General features: G+C 40.2%; 18 protein-coding genes. 13 read left to right on the plus strand and 5 right to left on the minus strand.

All coding sequences use genetic code 11. From position 1 onward, the window contains the following. The first annotated feature begins 54 nt into the window (after positions 1–54). A complete protein-coding gene (thiO, locus tag EEL30_09735) occupies positions 55–1179 on the plus strand; it encodes a glycine oxidase ThiO (protein ID QDX95724.1) in 1125 nt (374 codons plus the stop codon). Between the two features lie 93 nt (positions 1180–1272). Next, complete coding sequence (locus tag EEL30_09740) at positions 1273–2013, plus strand: DUF3888 domain-containing protein (protein QDX92577.1); 741 nt, start codon at positions 1273–1275, stop codon at positions 2011–2013. 84 nt (positions 2014–2097) lie between these two features. On the opposite strand, the gene EEL30_09745 is transcribed toward EEL30_09740, so the two are convergent. Continuing rightward, on the minus strand, positions 2098–3153 hold the full coding sequence (locus EEL30_09745) for a glycoside hydrolase family 18 (GenBank protein QDX95725.1): 1056 nt from the start codon (positions 3151–3153) through the stop codon (positions 2098–2100). A gap of 185 nt (positions 3154–3338) precedes the next feature. On the opposite strand from EEL30_09745, the gene EEL30_09750 reads away from it, so the two are divergent. The 3 genes from EEL30_09750 (at position 3339) to EEL30_09760 (ending at position 5657) form a co-directional block, all read left to right on the plus strand. Next, positions 3339–3752 (plus strand): hypothetical protein, encoded by a 414-nt coding sequence (locus EEL30_09750; GenBank protein QDX92578.1) that lies wholly within the window; start codon positions 3339–3341, stop codon positions 3750–3752. Positions 3753–3872: 120 nt separating this feature from the next. Then, positions 3873–4676 carry an NAD kinase gene (locus tag EEL30_09755; GenBank protein QDX92579.1) on the plus strand — a complete coding sequence of 268 codons (804 nt, stop codon included), beginning with the start codon at positions 3873–3875 and terminating at the stop codon, positions 4674–4676. A gap of 105 nt (positions 4677–4781) precedes the next feature. Continuing rightward, positions 4782–5657 carry a hypothetical protein gene (locus EEL30_09760; GenBank protein ID QDX92580.1) on the plus strand — a complete coding sequence of 292 codons (876 nt, stop codon included), beginning with the start codon at positions 4782–4784 and terminating at the stop codon, positions 5655–5657. 147 nt (positions 5658–5804) lie between these two features. On the opposite strand, the gene EEL30_09765 is transcribed toward EEL30_09760, so the two are convergent. Beyond that, positions 5805–6572: a cyclase family protein gene (locus EEL30_09765; GenBank protein QDX92581.1), complete on the minus strand. Its 768-nt coding sequence runs from the start codon at positions 6570–6572 to the stop codon at positions 5805–5807. Positions 6573–6650: 78 nt separating this feature from the next. Next, positions 6651–7505 (minus strand): arylamine N-acetyltransferase, encoded by an 855-nt coding sequence (locus EEL30_09770; protein QDX92582.1) that lies wholly within the window; start codon positions 7503–7505, stop codon positions 6651–6653. Positions 7506–7767: 262 nt separating this feature from the next. Here EEL30_09770 and EEL30_09775 point away from each other — a divergent pair, with 262 nt between their 5' ends. Together EEL30_09775 and EEL30_09780 are read left to right on the plus strand one after the other, a co-directional pair. Then, entirely contained in the window at positions 7768–8493 is a 726-nt protein-coding gene (locus EEL30_09775) for a hypothetical protein (protein QDX92583.1), read from the plus strand. A gap of 146 nt (positions 8494–8639) precedes the next feature. Continuing rightward, complete coding sequence (locus EEL30_09780) at positions 8640–8852, plus strand: hypothetical protein (protein QDX92584.1); 213 nt, start codon at positions 8640–8642, stop codon at positions 8850–8852. 110 nt (positions 8853–8962) lie between these two features. Here the strand turns inward: EEL30_09780 and EEL30_09785 are convergent, their stop codons facing one another. Beyond that, entirely contained in the window at positions 8963–9745 is a 783-nt protein-coding gene (locus EEL30_09785) for an undecaprenyl-diphosphate phosphatase (GenBank protein QDX92585.1), read from the minus strand. Positions 9746–10024: 279 nt separating this feature from the next. On the opposite strand from EEL30_09785, the gene EEL30_09790 reads away from it, so the two are divergent. Beyond that, positions 10025–11104, plus strand: coding sequence for a DNA-binding protein (locus EEL30_09790; GenBank protein QDX92586.1), 1080 nt, complete (start codon positions 10025–10027; stop codon positions 11102–11104). Positions 11105–11175: 71 nt separating this feature from the next. Here the strand turns inward: EEL30_09790 and EEL30_09795 are convergent, their stop codons facing one another. After that, complete coding sequence (locus EEL30_09795; GenBank protein QDX92587.1) at positions 11176–12396, minus strand: cytochrome P450; 1221 nt, start codon at positions 12394–12396, stop codon at positions 11176–11178. Positions 12397–12639: 243 nt separating this feature from the next. On the opposite strand from EEL30_09795, the gene EEL30_09800 reads away from it, so the two are divergent. The 5 genes from EEL30_09800 (at position 12640) to EEL30_09820 (ending at position 17198) form a co-directional block, all read left to right on the plus strand. Beyond that, a complete protein-coding gene (locus tag EEL30_09800) occupies positions 12640–13230 on the plus strand; it encodes a TetR/AcrR family transcriptional regulator (GenBank protein QDX92588.1) in 591 nt (196 codons plus the stop codon). A 172-nt stretch (positions 13231–13402) separates the two neighbouring features. After that, positions 13403–14473, plus strand: coding sequence for a tetraprenyl-beta-curcumene synthase family protein (locus EEL30_09805; protein ID QDX92589.1), 1071 nt, complete (start codon positions 13403–13405; stop codon positions 14471–14473). 476 nt (positions 14474–14949) lie between these two features. Then, positions 14950–15339, plus strand: a complete 390-nt coding sequence (locus EEL30_09810; protein ID QDX92590.1) for a GntR family transcriptional regulator — start codon at positions 14950–14952, stop codon at positions 15337–15339. Beyond that, the gene (locus EEL30_09815) at positions 15332–16216 is read left to right on the plus strand and encodes an ABC transporter ATP-binding protein (GenBank protein QDX92591.1); all 885 of its coding nucleotides are present in this window, start codon (positions 15332–15334) and stop codon (positions 16214–16216) included. Before EEL30_09810 ends, EEL30_09815 begins: the two co-directional genes overlap by 8 nt. Then, positions 16206–17198, plus strand: a complete 993-nt coding sequence (locus EEL30_09820) for a hypothetical protein (GenBank protein ID QDX92592.1) — start codon at positions 16206–16208, stop codon at positions 17196–17198. Before EEL30_09815 ends, EEL30_09820 begins: the two co-directional genes overlap by 11 nt. Positions 17199–17215 lie beyond the last annotated feature (17 nt).

The raw sequence follows: 17215 nt of genomic DNA on the forward strand, positions 1-17215 counted from the left end.
TGTAGACAGCCGACTGTTTCTCCACTCAGTAGACAAAGGAAAGGGTGAAGAATGATGAAGAGCTATTCAGATATTATTGTGGTGGGCGGAGGGATTATCGGTTTATCGATTGCCACCGAACTCGCTAGCTCAGGTATTGCTGTTACCCTCATTGAACAGGGTATGTTTGGGGGAGAGGCCTCCGTCGCAGCAGCTGGAATGCTTGCTCCTTTAAAAGAATTTACTAAGCCGGGCCCGCTTCTTGATATGGGTATACGTTCTTTGCAGTTGTATGATAATTGGGTTTCAGAGCTGAGGGAAGCCACGGGCATTGATTGCCAGCTATCTACGGCAGGGATTCTGACAGTGGCCATGACTGAAATGGAAGAGGATTGGTTACAAGAGCGCTACCAGTGGCAAAAGACAGAAGGTTATGAAATCCGATTGTTATCCACTAGAGAAGTACATGAACGAGAACCACATTTATCAAAAAAGATACGACAGGCGATTTATTCCCCACACGAAGCAGACATTAATAATTGTTTGTTACTAGAAGCATTAGTGATACAAGCAGAAAAACGAAATGTTCATTTGCTACAAAATACAGCGGTCATTGGATTAAAACAGACGGGACATAAAATTACTGGTGTAGTGACAAACAAAGGTGAGATGGTAGCTAATCACGTTATTGTAGCATCTGGAGCGTGGGCTGCTGATATCTTGGGTCAAGTAGGAGTGGATGTACCAGTTTATCCAGTGAGGGGGCAGATCGCAGCAGTTGGCTCCAGTAATTTGCCTCTTTCCCATGTGGTCTTTGGAAAAAATGGTTATCTGGTGCCTAAACAAGATGGTCGTATCATTGTTGGTGCCACGGAGGATTTGGCTGGCTTTGAGCGATCTACAACCGTGTATGGTGTCTCGACAGTATTGAAAGGTGCAATGTCAATCGTACCAGCAATCTCTCAAGCCCCATTTTTACAAGCATGGGCTGGATTGCGACCTGCTACGGCTGATGGGCACCCCATTTTGGGCCCTGTGCCTGACTGGACTGGATTGACGGTAGCTTGTGGACATTATCGGAATGGGATTCTCTTAGCACCTCTGACAGCAAAGTGGATAGTAGAGTATGTTAGATCAGGTGAAACAAAGCATATGAGTGCTTTTTTGCCTGAAAGATTTAGCCTTGTTTCATACGATTAGATAAAAAGAACATGCAAGAGAGCAAGAGATTTTCACTCTTTTCATAAAGCAAGGAGGTTTGAGGCAGGTTAACAGAAAAGGAGATGATCGCAGATGAAGCAATGGAAAAATAGATGGGGTCATATGGCGGTAATTGCTTTTGCTGTGCTTCTTTTTACTGTGTCCACCTCTTCAGAAAGCTCATGGGCTCAACCACCATCCCCCATACCATCTGAACCGATACAAGGTGCTCTTATCTTGACGATGAATCCCCATGTAATCAAAGCAATCACTCACTATTATGGCTATCCACGTGCGTATGATTTATCCTCGGTGAGAGTCGTAGGTGTATCGCGTTCAATGAATCAGCCTCACTCCTATGAAGCTGTTTTTCAAGTGAGAACGTATGAAGGAAATCATGCGCCACCTTTTTCTACTGAAACGATCAAGCTAGCAGTACATCCAGATGGAGTACAATTGACGGGTTACTCGCATCAAGGAGACGAGTGGGAGGCAAAACGCAAGGTGGAGGAGCAACAAGTACAAAAAGAATTTGAAGATTACTTTCATATCCAACTGGCTGGCTATCAGCAAATGAGTTACTACCAAATTGCTCACCGATATCGAGACGATCCTGACAATGCTTTGTTCTTGTTTAATCAGGAATTAATTTCACAAAAAGAGGCTATTCAAAAGCAATCGTATCTTTTACCGATGACCTTTCTTGGTAAACGGGACGGATATATCTTGTATAAGAGATCAGACGGAAGTCAGATTGTCTATTTTCTACTTAAAGAGCTAGGGAGCTGGAAATTGAGCAAGATGAAGCATGTGCCTAGCAAGGGTATCTCGTAATTTTGTTTACATTTACTTCCATATAAGGATAAAAAGCCGTCAGCAAAATGCTCACGGCTATTATCATGTGCAAACCGACTATATTTACGACTTCTTAGGGAAAAGCGCCGTCCAGAACGTATCATTTTCATAGCCAAGCCGCCAAACAGCGAAGCCAGCAAGCTTGTATTTTTCAGCCAATCCACGCTTGGCGGCGATACTATATTCATTCTCATACCACAGGGTGTGCCAAACACCGTTTTTACTATAATGCAAATAGGGTGATTTGTACGTATCATGCCAAACAGGGACTGCCTGATTTTCTTTTAGGATGGCGGGGATATTGCGGAAGCTGATAGCCCTTTTTTTCTCTGTACTCCATTCGTAGCCATAGCTTGGGATACCCATTAAAAGCTTAGAAGAAGGCACTTGAGAGACACTATAGCGTATGACATCTTCAACCCAATTGTAGGAAGCGACAGGACCCTCCTCCGACCAAGTACCATGCTCATCATAAGTCATCAATTGCAGATAATCGGCTTTGCTACCCAATGCTTTTAAATCAAAGCCGTATACCCAAAACACAGCGGGGTCATCATTTGTTTTGGCTGGTACAGAGACGATTAGTTGCTTTTTGATAGCGTGGAGCTGGTCCGCTAAGTTTCCAACGAGTGCAGAGAAAGCTTCGCGATCCCCAGCAGGTACATTTTCAAAGTCAAGATTAGCTCCCGACAATTCATTTTTTTGCACGGTAGTGAGGACTTGTTGCACAAATCGTTTTTTATAATCCTCGTTGGTTAAGATGGAATGGGCTATTTCTTTATCGAACAATTTTGTTCCATGATTGGTAATGACTAAAAAGCTACCTTTTTTTGTGCTCTTGGCTAGCTGTAGAGCTGTTTGAGGTAACGTTCCTACCAGATAGCCGTCCCTGGTAGCATTATAGTTAAAGAAGGCGACGTCAGATATTTTATCTTGGTAATTATGTAAGGACGTATATGCTGCTAGATCACCCGGATAATTCTCGGCGTAATAACTAAGAACTTTTGGTTTAGCTGTTATCTTTGTATTTGTTGATGCTTTTGAGACAAGTGCTGCATCTATTTGGCTTCCCCCTAGGGAAATCGTAAGTAGTGACAGTGTTAGCAGGATTCGTTTCACAGAATGTAGTTCCTTTCCGAGTAGGTACATGATGTTTTCTAGATAGATTTCTACCTGTACTCCCCTTTCGACACAGAACATCCGATTCCTTTAAAAGTTAGTGATGGTAAATGATGGTTGTTAACTAAATCTAGTTCATTTGGAGAAGGCTAAACGGATAAGCAAAATGGAAAGGGGCACCTACCATGAAACTGATATCAAGTCAAATTGAAGGTAAACAAGCGATATACGGAGATGTTATGGAGACGTTGGGTGTAGAGGGCTTCACTCTGTCAAACTGGGAATATACGAATGGTTTTTTAGATCGAAAGCTAGACGATAAAGGAATGGTTTTCTTACGTTTACCTGTACAGGTGGTGAGTGGGGAACTAGATCATCCGCATGCTGTTTTACGTTTTGAGAAACCGTTTGTGTTAAAGCATATCTATCAAACTGGTACTGATGCTGATATTGAATATGCAGCTGGTCCAGTCGTTTCTTCGATGTTTAATCAGTTTCAAGAACCGATTAATAAAGATGCTGATATTGAATCGCCATATATCACACAGGCAGAAGAATTGTTGAACAGACTGGAGCAGACGATATTTGCGGGAGAATGAAGGACAAAAAATTCTCTGACTTTCTTAAAATAGACTCCAACTCATTTGCTGATAGCTACTTGCAATAGTATGATAAATAATAGATCAAGGTTATCGCAAAAGAGAAAGGATTTTAAAGAAATGAAAATCGCTACGGTTTTACGTGATGATGATCATACGCGCGAGGTGGACATACGGTTGCGTGAAAAGCTAACTGCTTCCACCTTGCGTACCTATCAATTTTTGAACACCAGCAGTGTGGAAAAACCGGATATGGTATTGTCTATCGGAGGCGATGGCACCATGCTGGAGGCTGTTCATCAATACGGATTTGAGCCACATTATATCGGAATTCATACGGGGCATTTGGGGTTTTATGCGGACTGGCATCCTGATCAATTGGATGAATTTGTGGAGGCTATGGAACAGGTAGACCCTTTAATAGCCGAATACCCAATCGTCTCCTGTCAAATCCGTACCAAGGATGGTCAGCTTTTGGAGAAGTGGGCACTAAATGAGTTGGTCATTCGCAATGCGAGCCTCTCTTCCTTGGTGGTCTCCGTGTTTATTAACGGAGAAGAATTTGAACATTTTCGTGGGGACGGCCTTATTATTTCATCACCTTCAGGTAGCACGGCTTATAATAAAGCGGTGGATGGGGCTTTGTTACATCCTTCGCTGGAGGCCATACAATTAGCAGAAATTGCCTCAATCAATAACCAATCCTATCGGACGATTAACAGCGCACTAGTTTTACCTAAGCATCATCAAGTAGAGCTTATTATCATGAATCCTGAAATTATGGTTGGCATGGATCGAGAGCAAGGCGTATGGAAAAATATTGATTCAATTACCTGTCGTGTGGGGCTACAGAAGATCAAATTTGCTCGATACAAGCGATTAACATTTTGGGATCGTGTGCGCAAGGCTTTTATTAATGGGTAATATTTCAAAAAAAGGTTTTTTGCCTTTACAGGTTCTCCCTCTTCGCCGATATAGTATATGTGAGATCTATTTTATGTAAAAATGATCAGAGGATGGGTGAACGTAATGAAAAAAAATAGGCTATACAAAGTATTAGGATTGGGATTAGCCATTTGTATGGCTTTCGGTATGCCGACTACTTCCGTTTTGGAAGCTGCTTCTAAGTCTGCGACCAAGCCTGTTGAAAAGGTTCTGTCTTCTTTGAAGATTTCCGCCAATACTTTGGCACTTGAAGCTGGAGATGCAAAATCACTTACGTTAAGCGCACAATACACCGAAGGAAAACCTACTTCTGTTACTCCAAAAGCTGCTTGGAACACTTCAAACAGCTCGGTAGCAACCGTTACGAATGGGAGAGTAAAAGCTGTAGGAGTTGGAACAGCAGATATTACAGCCAACTATATGGGCAAATCGGTTACCACAACTGTAACGGTAACCAAAAAGCTAAAAGCATTGGAAGTAAGCTCGAAAAAAGTAGACTTGCTACGAGATGATACAAAGAAAGTTACCGTGACGGCTGTTTATACTGATTCATCTAAGGAAAATGTCACAGATAAAGTAACTTGGCAGGTAAAAGGGAATGCAGTAACCGTCGATAAGGGTCTGATTAAGCCTAAAGAAGCGGGTGCAGCTACAGTAACAGCAAGCTTTGGCAATAAAAAGACTACTGTAAGCGTGCAAGTTGACCTGATGAATAAATTAGTGGTTACGACGCAGCAGCTTCACTTTTTCAAAGGTGATGATGAGTTAGAGATAAAAGCCACTGCCGTATACAAGGCAGGATTAAATGAAGATGTTACCTCCAAAGCAACATGGACCAGCAATAATAAGGATATCGTGACAGTAAGAAACGGAAAAATTACGCCACACAAAGCTGGTAAAGCAACTGTCAACGTCAAGTTCGGTAACAAAAGCGTAAACATTACGGTTAACGTATACTAAGAAGAGTGCCTACGAAAAAATGAAAATGTAGCTGGTGTAGCCGAAAAACACCATCTATAGTGATCTGATCCCCTTTAAGTAGCCAGTGTTTAGAAACAACACTATGGTTTACGTAAAGGGGATTTTTCATGAGTAAATTAGTTAAACCTAGTCCATAAGAATTGCTACAGGTCTTGTCCAAGCTCCACTTGCTTTGTCGATTTTAATGGGAAAGCAACTAACTTTGAAGCCGTGTGATAAAGGGATTTTATCTAAGTTAGCAAGCTTTTCGATCTGACAGTATTCTTTATCTCTCCCCACGTAATGAGCAGCCCATAGGAGGCCTTCCCGTGGGTTTTGTTTGTAGTTAGCCGCTTGAATATTGAGCGGGATATCCCAGCCCCAGCCGTCAGTACCCATGACCTTGATTCCTTGATCAATGAGCCAGCGAGTTGCTTCTTCTGAAACGCCAACATGAATATAGGCATAATTCTCGTCGTCAATTTTTTTATAGGCATCGGAACGGATCAGAACAATATCATATGGTTTTAGCTCATAGTTCATCTCTTTTAGTTTTTGAATCAGGTCGTTTGTCGTAATTTCATAACCAGATTTCTTGTCACTGAAATCAAATACAACACCATCAGCAAAAAACCATTCTAGCGGTAGCTCATCAATGGTTTTTGAGGGGGTTCCTTCTGAAGTCGGCCAGTAGTGCCATGGGGCATCAATATGGGTTCCTGAGTGCGTGTTTGCCGTGACTGTCTCAGTTGCCCAGGCTTTTTTCTCAGGAAAGTCTTCTGGTTTAAGACCTAGGATATGTGCTCCCTGAATTGCGCCTTCTTCATGTGAAGAGTAATCAATTTTCGCTGGTAACGGCTCTTTTATGTTAGGACTAAGGGTTACACTTAAATCAATAAATTGTGGTTTAGACATATATTCCTCCTATGGACACAACTATTCGATCGTTTTCTCTAAGATAAATAGTGTGGAAATGTTTAATCGAGATTATTTTCATACTTTTTCTACCGTTTCAAAGATGTTAATTCCTAATCCAGCAAGTACCTCGATAGCTTCTCTTACAGGCAATTTCGGCATCTTGAATTCTTCTTGTATTACCTCTTCTATCTCTTTACTATTGGAAAGAGGAATAAGCTGTTCACTCCCACTTTCATCTGCGATACTAAATTCATTATTGTGAATCGTTAGCTTCCGGTGTTGATCTAGTTGAAATAATTGAATGAACAAGCGAGACATAAATCTCTCATTTAGTTCAAAAGATTTAGCAATCGTATCGTTAAAATAGATCAGATTTTTCGTGGCTGTTGGGTCAAACGTCCAATCTTGAGTAATTAATTTACCATTAACGTATCGGTTGTAGACATAGTGTCCCGATTTTTCCGTATCCGGAACTAAACGGACTGCAGTATCTGCGTATTTACTGCAATTTTCTGGGTTACGTGTAAAATCAACTGGTTCAAAAAAGGGAGCAGCCGAGGCACAGTCTACAAATAAAGGTGCGCCTGGTATCTCAGGGTGATCAACCAGAATGGCAATGTGTGTTTTGCCAACCGGGAGCAATTTGGCTTTGAATCCAAGCTCTACGAACAGTTGCTGTAGCGTTGAATTAAGCACGTAGCATGTTCCACCAAACTGCATGGTGTGCAGGTGGAGAGTGACAATATCAAGTGGGGGAATGTAGAAATTGTTTCGGTTATATTCACGATAGTAAATCAGTTTACTGATATTTTCAAAAGGTATCGTCGATAGGTGATTACGACAGATTTTTTGTAGGAATTCGTATGAAGGCTTCTCTTGTTTCAGGTGTATTTGGTGTAGATAAGACTCGGCCCACGTTGGTAATTTCATAGCGATAACCTCCTTCATTTTGGAATAAATAGAGTATTCTTAGCAGGTGATAAATAGTATTTTAATTGTAAATATTTAGATAAAAATGGGCAAGTTATTTATCTAGACATCATGTTAGAAAGACATTTCTATTTCAAAGATCGAACAGCCTTTCTTTGAATGATATCTAATTTATTGTTGAAACAAATGAAGTTACAAGACGTCTAATAAAGGAATTGTTATCTGAAATTTACATCAATTACAACTGGAGAGGAGGCTTTTTATGAAGATAAAGATAACGCGACGTAAGATTGTAGGAATGATATATGCTGCTTGTATGACAAATGTACTGGTTCTGACCCCGGCCTGGGCGCATACTGACATGGTAAAACCGTCTGTACCGTTTACTAAAACGACAAGCAAAAGTGGAGAGAAGTCAGCACCCAATCCATTGAAACAGCAAAATCCCCAGAAAGCTTTACCTAAAGAATGGCGTGAAAGAATTGATCATCTGATAACTAGCTATGAGCCATGGAGTCAGTATCAGATCGTAGTGGGGAAATTTCGCCGAGAAGAAAGTCGGGAGTATTGGGACGTCCAACTGGTGAGTGGAACAGATGAAAAGCTGTCGCTTACCATTAATGGGAAAAATGGGCACCTGTTGCGAGCACTATCCACAAATGAAAAAAGAAAACTTATTCATTCGCCTTCAGAAGGGGAAGCTGTGAAACAGGCTACCGTATTTCTTGAGAGCATGCTGGGCAAAGATGCTAATGAATACCAGTTAGCATCTAATGTACCGTATAGTGTACCTGTTAGCCAAGCTTCTATTGGATTTGATAGCGCACTACAGGGGACGAGAGTGATCAAGTATCAGCGTTTGATTAACAAAATACCATCTGAACTAGATGTTATACGTATTGCTGTGGATGAAGAAGGAAAAATTAAGAGCTTTGTACGTGATGAGTTACAGAGAGAGATTGTACCTACTCCCAGAGTAAAACCTTAAACAAAATAAATTTCCACAGGTGGCCTGATTAATTAACATCTCTACTAAATAAGGATGAGTTTGCTAGTTCGAAGTAATTACAACGAATATTTACTAATTTGTTGGGCAATACCAATCCTAGGAACACTAGGATGGAGGAATAATTGATGCGTTCACTAATGAACTTTTTTCTGCGAGTCAATTTGCTAGCGTGGATTATTGGACTATTTGTTGCCCATCTTGTGATGTATGTAAGCTTAGGTACCCCGACTTGGTTTGCTACCTCTTTATTAGCAGTATCTGTTTATGCAGTATTTTTTATGGTGATGAAAATGGTCGCCCAGCGTTATATAGAGAGGGAACGGGAAGGGAACCAATAGGCTTCGTATCCTTGCGTTCGATAGCAACGTTTCGTAAATATAAGAAAGCGTACATGAGATGAGTGGATAGCTCGCGTACGCTTTTTCTCTTATGTTCAGGGTTGAGAAGGCTACCATTTCCCTAAAAATTGTAACACCAGAATGCAGGCACCTAGAGCGAATACATAGTAGGCAAAGATTTTCATTGATCCTCTGCTGAGTAGTTTTATCATCCAGCGAATGGCGATATACCCTGTTATAGCAGCAAAGATGGCCCCGATCAACATGGGAACAATACCGCTTGGTAGCACAGGTTGTTCCACCAAATCTTTGACCTGCAAAACGCAAGCTCCTAAGATGGCTGGCAGAGACAGCAAAAAGGAGAAACGAGCGGCATCATTGCGATCAATACCTCTAAGCAGCGCACCAGCGATTGTGAGACCAGAGCGGGAAATAGCGGGTAGAATAGCGGCTCCTTGCAAGGTACCGATGAACAAGGCATCTATGTAATTGATTTGTTCAAAATTTCGTGTACCTTTGCGCATGGACTCCACAGCCCATAAAATTAGCCCTGTAGCGATAAACTCTACCCCGATCGTTTGACCAGTCTGTGAGATTTCCTCGAAATAATCTTTGAAAGTAAGGCCTATAAATCCCGTTGGAATAGTACCTACAATCAATAAACGAGTTAATCTGCTACATGGATGACGTATCACATAGATGATTTCAGTCCAAAAGACAATGACAACAGCAACAAGTGTCCCTAGATGAAGCAAGGTATCAAATAACAGACCAGCTTCACGTAATCCAAACAGTTTGCCAAATAAGACGAGATGTCCCGTACTTGATATAGGCAAAAATTCAGTAAAACCTTGAATGATGCCAAGGATAATCGATTCGATATACGCTAACATGCCCTTCTCTCCTCTTAGCATGATTATTATTTGATAAGACAAGTGTATGCGAAGAAGGAGACGGACTTGCTGTTTTTTCATGGATAAAAATTTATGTGCAACTAGAGCAATGCCTGAGCTGGAGGCTTGACAAAGCTAAGTTTTCTAATCAAATTTTAACGAAATCCATACAAGCTTTAAAGTCTCACGTGGAACGCACCTACAGATTGTGTATAATGAGGGGACGAAGGGATAACCTTACGAATATATTGAGCGTGAAATAGAGTAGGAAGTGACGAAATGAGAGATAAACGACAGTTTGGTAATAGAGATGGACAAGGAAGAGGAGGACGCGGTGGAAGAAGTGGCGGAGGTAGTGGATACAGCCAACAAGGAAGCCGCTTTGGCTCATCACGTGGCGGGTACAGAGGAGATAGCAGAGGCGCCAACTTTTCTGAGAAGACCCTGCCAGCTCAGTCTACCAAGTATAAGGCAGGGATGATTGTTTCTTTGCCCGTGTCCCGAGTAGAAGAGTACGGATACTTTTTAACAGATGGCGAAGTAGATATCTTGTTGCATCAAAATGAAGCGACAGATCAACTGGAGTCAGGCGATACGGTTAAAGTATTTTTGTATCACGACCATGAGAATCGCTTAGCAGCAACCATGCAAATGCCTTTAGTGAGAGAGGGCGAGTATCAATGGTTAGATGTTGTGGATGTTTCTACTCGTGTAGGTGTCTTTTTACATAATGGTATACAGAAAGATCTGCTTGTATTTAAAGATGATTTGCCAAAGGAATGGGAAGAGTGGCCACAAGTTGGTGATCAACTGTTGGTTACCTTGAAACGAGATAAACGCGGCCGCCTTTTAGGGCTACCTGCCTCAGAAGACATTATTTGGGACCTGTCCCGCAATGCATCTAGTGAAATGAAAAATAAATGGGTGGAAGGTATCGTATACCGTGTGTTTATGGAAGGTGTATTTGTGTTCACTGACGATAAGCATATCTTATTTATCCATCAAGATGAAATGACAGAAACCTTACGCATGGGACAAAGAGTACGTGCACGGATCAGCTTTGTACGCGATGATGGCCGCCTGAACGGGTCCATGCTGGAACGTAAAGAAGTACGTTATGGAATTGACGCCGAGGTACTTTTGAGCGTGTTAAAAGAACGCGGAGCAATGCCATACACAGACAAATCTACGCCAGAAGAGATTAAAGATCGCTTTCAAATGAGCAAGGCTTCCTTTAAACGTGCTATGGGTAAACTCATAAAAGAAGGTCTGGTGGAGCAATCTGATGGCTGGACCCATCTTAATAAAGAAGCTTATATGAGCTACCAGAAGGAATTAGAAGAGAATCTGGAAGCTTAGACATAGCAGTAACTAAAACCCTCCCTGTGGAGGGTTTTAGCATGTAACACAGGTTAAAACATGTACATATTTTAGCTAACAATAACTGGGAAACTCTTCAATCCATACATGGCAGAGCTATTTTCAATAGATACAGGACGATTCTGCTCGTTAAATGAAATTCGCTTGTATTTTTTTAATAATTCTGTCAAAGAAATTTTTGCTTCTAATCTGGATAAAGGTGCTCCTAAGCAAAAATGAATACCGTGTCCAAAAGCAAGATGAGGATTTAGTTTTCGCCCGACATCAAATGTAGAAGCGTGTTCGAATACCGTCTCATCTCGATTAGCTGACCCCACCCATGCAATCACGATCTCATCTTGTTTTAATGTATGGGTTCCGATTTGTATGTCTTCTTTTACTCTACGAACGATTCGTTGAGCTGGCGAACGATAACGTAGTGTTTCCTCCAATGCTTGGGGAACAAGTGATAAATCCTGTTTGACTTGACTATAAGCTTCTGGATATTCCAATAAACTATACATCGCGTTAGAAATAAAGTTTGTTGTCGTCTCATTTCCTGCCACTAATAGTAATTTACAGAAGGCAACAAGTTCTTCTATGGAAATCTTACTTTCTTCTCTTTCAGCCTGAATGAGAATGGATATAATATCATTTTCTGAATGAGAATTTCTTCGTTTTTGTTCGACAATCTCTGTAAAAAAGATAGTTAAATCTTTGTCAGCTTGCGTACGAACAGATAGGAATTGTGCAAGGTGTTCTGGATCATCAGTATCTGGGGAACTCACAACGATGTCTGACCATTCTTTAAACTTTGACATCTCTGACGAAGGAACTCCCAACATCTCTGCAATGACAATGACAGGCAACGGATATGAAAAGTCTTGTACAAGATCAAATTCTTGCTTATCTTTTATAGCATCCAGAAGTTGTTTCGTGATTTCTTCAATACGTGGTGCCCATGTTCTCATCATTTTTGGAGTAAAAGAATGCATGACAATAGAACGAATATCTGTGTGCATAGGCTGATCCATACCGATTATACTTCGCTTAAATGGAGATGCTCTTTTTTCTGGCATTACACTAGAAAAATAATTCTTGTCTTCCATTACACGTTTGACATCATGATATAAAAAAACATTCCACATATCTGCTTTTTCATTATAAAAAACGGGAGATTGTTGCCTCATTTCTTCGTACCATAGAAAAGGATCATAAGGATTTCGTTGAACTTTTTCGTCTCTAATATGATTGTTAGGAATCATAATAAAAGATTGTTTGTATTCATTCATGAACTGTTTCCTCCTTTAAAATTGTCGAAAATTGTTAAACTGAATATAATTCACTGAATGTCATTCAGTTTATAAAGCAAGTATAAATCATGAATGAATAAATGTAAATTTTTAACTTTTAAAAATTGAGCGCTGTATATTGGAAAAAATTGATACAATATTTTCTAGGGGTGGCAAATGCGTTCCCAGAGTGTCCTTTGTGCTTTCTTCCAATACATACAAGTTAGCTAGGAGAATAAAACTATGCAGGAAAGAAAATTAACTAAGCGGCAAGAAAAAGCAATTGAAACAAAACGTACCATTTATCGTGTAGCTCTGGATTTGATAAAGGAAAAGAATTTTGAGAGTATCTCTATCGAGGAAATTAGTAAAAAAGCAAGCGTATCAGTTGGAACGTTTTATTACTATTTTGGTTCGAAGGATGAAATTTATCTTTGTTTATTTCAAGAAATTGATAAACGCTTTGCTCTTGATATACAAGCTTATGAAAAGAAAGAATCAACAAAAGATCAGCTCTTGCATTTTTTTGTGAAATTGGCAACGCATACTTCCGAATTGGGTTTGCACATTAACAAGCAACTATATCATGGAAATAATCGGCTTTTTACTTTGAAAAATTCCTCTACATGGACAAAGCTTCAGGAAATTATTAGTCAGGGGCAAGATAGAAAAGAATTAATGACTGATTTAAAAGAGGAAGAAATACTAGAATATTTAATTATCATTTCTAGAGGAATTATTTTTGACTGGTGTATCCATAATGGACAGTATTCACTGATAGATGCTATGCACAAGTATATGGAAAAAACGATTTCTTCTATAGTAATCAATTGAGGATTATATAGTAAGATCACCAAGCTTCCTAAAGCTTGAGAATCTGCCATATTTTTTAAGCGAATTTACTTCTAGATATATCAAATTCGTTACACACTGGGATAAAGCGGATTTTTCCTTCCGAGATATGATAAGATGTTTTATAGCAAAAAACCAAAGGGGGGACTTTAGCTTGCAAGCGAAACCGATTCATAAGCCTTGGCAACTACTTTTTCGTGTTTATCGCCATATTTTGCCCTTGCTAGAGCAAGAGTTCGCTTATTGGTACGAACGTGCAAAAAACATTCCAGATATGGAACTACGCAAACAGGCCATGGCTAGTATGGATTCCAAGAAATTTCATTGTCAGGGTGGCTCTGTTTATGCCTCTCAAGTTATTGATTATAAAGACACGCTGGTCAAGCTAATCGTGGCTTATCAGACTATCAGTGACTATCTAGATAATTTGTGTGATCGAAGTACATCACTTGATCCAGTTGATTTTCGTCAGTTGCATTATTCAATGCAGGATGCACTAACTCCTGATGCACCACTAAGAGACTACTACGAATTTCGTGAGGAAAAGGACGACGGAGGATTCTTGTCCGGATTGGTTTTGCGATGTCAGGAGATGGTGAAAAAGCTACCTTCTTACGGAGATGTACAACAGCATATTGTGAATTTATCTACGCTCTATAGCGATTTGCAGGTATATAAACATATTGCCAAAGAGAAACGGGAAGAAGCTTTATTAACATGGTGGGATCAGCATAAGGCGAACTATCCAGAGATAAAATGGCAGGAATTTGCAGCAGCGACTGGCTCTACAATTGGTATTTTTGCGTTGTTTTGCCTGGCAACGGAGCCTGTGGTCGATCAGAGGGAAATTGAGGCATTACATCGCGCCTATTTGCCTTGGATTGGCGGTGTACATATTCTGCTAGATTATCTAATCGATCTGGAAGAGGATCGGGAAGGTGGAGATTTGAACTTTGTCAGCTATTATCAGTCTGACGAAGAAGCGTATGAGCGGCTGCAATACTTTATCGAACGGGCCAAACTAAGCATTGAACAATTGCCTCATCCTGCGTTTCATCGCATGATCGTTGAAGGGTTGCTTGCTTTTTATTTGGCCGATCAGAAAGTGAATCGGGGACAGCCGCAAATATATACGATTTCCAAGCGTTTGTTAAAAAAGGCAAGTAGTTTCACGTCTTTTTTATTTTACGTAAACAGCCTATTTGTTCGCCGGAAAGAAACATAACCTATGGGCGAAGATGTTTCTTTTTGTAGGAGAAGCCAAAGCCCATCAAACAGGTTGCCAATACTAGGCAGCCAATGATGCCAAGCGCGCTCTGTAATCCAATAAAGATACCTACTCCTACCAAGCAGAAGGCAACTAATACCGCAAGACAAAAAGTTACCAATTTATATTGATTCATTAGGGAATACCTCCTTTGTTGACGGTGTTCCTATTATACCTTATTTTTTCGGTTTGTTTTACATTTTCTGAATATGGAAAGTGTCGTTGAAAGCAGTTTTAACTGGAAACTATATTTCATATAAGCCTTTGCCAATCTAATCAAGTTGGTAAAGGCTTTTTTGAATGATGGGAAAATAAAAAAATGGATAGATCAAAGCATATGTGGAAGGTATTGACATCAATAAAAAAATGAAGTAGTGTATTGAGTGTACTAGATGATATAGTACACACCGAACGGTAAAAGGTGGTTGATTGCCATGATACTGATTAATGAACGAAGTCCCTCGCCCATTTATGAGCAGATCATTCAACAGCTGAAAGAGCTGATTCTAAAAGGGGTATTACAGGAGGGAGAAAAATTGCCATCAGTACGAGAGTTGTCTGGCATGATTGTCGTAAATCCAAATACAGTGAGTAAGGCATATCAAGAACTTGAGAGACAAGGTGTAATCGAGACATTGCGTGGAAAAGGAACCTTCGTTGCTAAACAACAGGTGCCTAGGATGGAAACTGAACGTTTGGATAAATTCCAGCAATCGTTAAAACAAATCGTTATTGAAGCTAGTTATCTTGGAGTCAGCACACAACAAGTACAAGAATGGATTGAGAAGTACATGTTAGAGTTACGAGGTGATTCGAATGCTTAATTTGTATAATGTAAACAAAGTGATAGATGCAGAAGAGATTTTACACAACATCAGCTTTGAAGTCCCTAAGGGTGTAATTGTCGGGCTTGTTGGACGTAACGGATCGGGTAAAACAACGCTGCTACGCACGATCATGGGAATCTTGGATACTGATGGAGGAAGCATAGAGCTAGATGGTCGATCCATACATAAATACCCAGAGTGTAAAAGCGACATGCTTTTTGTTCCAGATTCTCCGGAAGCCATCCATTTGTATACACCAGATGAATGTGCAAAGCTGTACAGAGCTATGTATCCTCACTTTGATCATAGTCACTATGTAACGTTGATGGAGCGCTTTAAGCTTCCGAGACGAAAAAAAATACGTCAGTTTTCTAAAGGAATGAAAGCACTGGTATCTCTAATCCTGGCTTTTTCGTCAAAGGTTTCCGTCATTCTGCTAGATGAACCGACAAACGGAATTGACCCGATTGTGAAAAAACAGGTACTAGGCATGATTGTAGAAGAAGTGGCTGAACGGGAAGTAAGCTTTATCATCTCTTCGCACCAGCTAGAAGAGTTAGAAAGAATAGCTGACATGATTATTATGATTAAAGAGGGAAGTGTTGAAGCAACGACTTCGCTATCCGATACAGAAGAACGATTTAGGAAGGTTCAAGTGGTCTTTAACGGAGAGGCTCCGCAGACACTGCTAGGCTTACCACAGGTATATCTTCTTAATCAGGTAGGACGTGTACATACTTTGCTACTGGAGGACCCTACAGGCTCAACATGGGCTAGATTACAAGCAGAACAACCGTTGTTACTAGAAAAATTGCCTGTGGGTTTAGAAGATTTATTTATTACTAAGCTAGGTGGTGACAATTATGTTTCATAAAGCGTTGTGGCTAAAGGAATGGAAACAGGGAAAATCGATGTTATGGTTATTACCAATTATCACCTTTCTGTGTATGGGTTTCTCCCGCATGCAGCATGTCTTATTTTTGAGCGAAAATCAGGTAATTATGGATGTAGCTCGGTTTAAGAAGGAAGGGGCAGAGATGTTTTATCTCTTTACCAGCAATTCTTCTTTGTATATACTTACTAGCTTCCCATTACTTTTATTAATTGCTTTGACTTTGATAGGATCAGAGAGAAGAAGCCTAGTAAACGATTTTACTTTCTCCATGCCTTTTACACGCAGAGACATTTATTTGACCAAATGGTTGCTAGGAGCAGGAGCAATTGTTATCAGCTTGACGTTAAATACTTTGATTGATATGACAGTCATTTTGGTATCTCCATTTAGAGAATTTTTCATTTTGAAAGAGCATCTTTATCCATTGCTTCAGTCATCATTAGGTCTAATCGCTTTTTACAGCTTTGTGCTGATGATCGGGACCATAGCAGGTGGAACAATGGTTCAAGCTTTGCTGTCGTTAATCTTTTGTATCTTTCCCATCGGAATTGCAGTGCTACTTAATGGATTTTTAACGATAAATTTTGGTATAAATTTGGATTTTGATATATTTCCTATAAATCTCGTTTTGTTGACAAGTCCAATAGTCATGGCAAACATGTTCGGAAAGCTATCTTCACCTTTATTAATTCCGATCATACATCTGCTTGTTACATTAGGACTTGGGATCTTCTTATATCAACGCAATCGATTGGAGAATAATGGTAAGGTTATTATGTTCCCAGCTTTAGAACCTGTTTTTTATGGAGGTGCTATTCTGTGTTTTGCCTTGCTTGGTGGCCTTTTTTCCGCGTTTGTAATTGAGAAGGATTTATTTACGTACTACGCAGGATTCATCTCACTAGGAGCTTTAGCAGCGATCGGATCTTATTATTTACGTAATGCCCGCATTCCCATGTAAAAGGATATACCTTGTTG

Origin of the sequence: Brevibacillus laterosporus (genome assembly GCA_007833815.1) — a bacterium.
GTDB classification, from domain to species: Bacteria; Bacillota; Bacilli; order Brevibacillales; family Brevibacillaceae; genus Brevibacillus_B; species Brevibacillus_B laterosporus_D.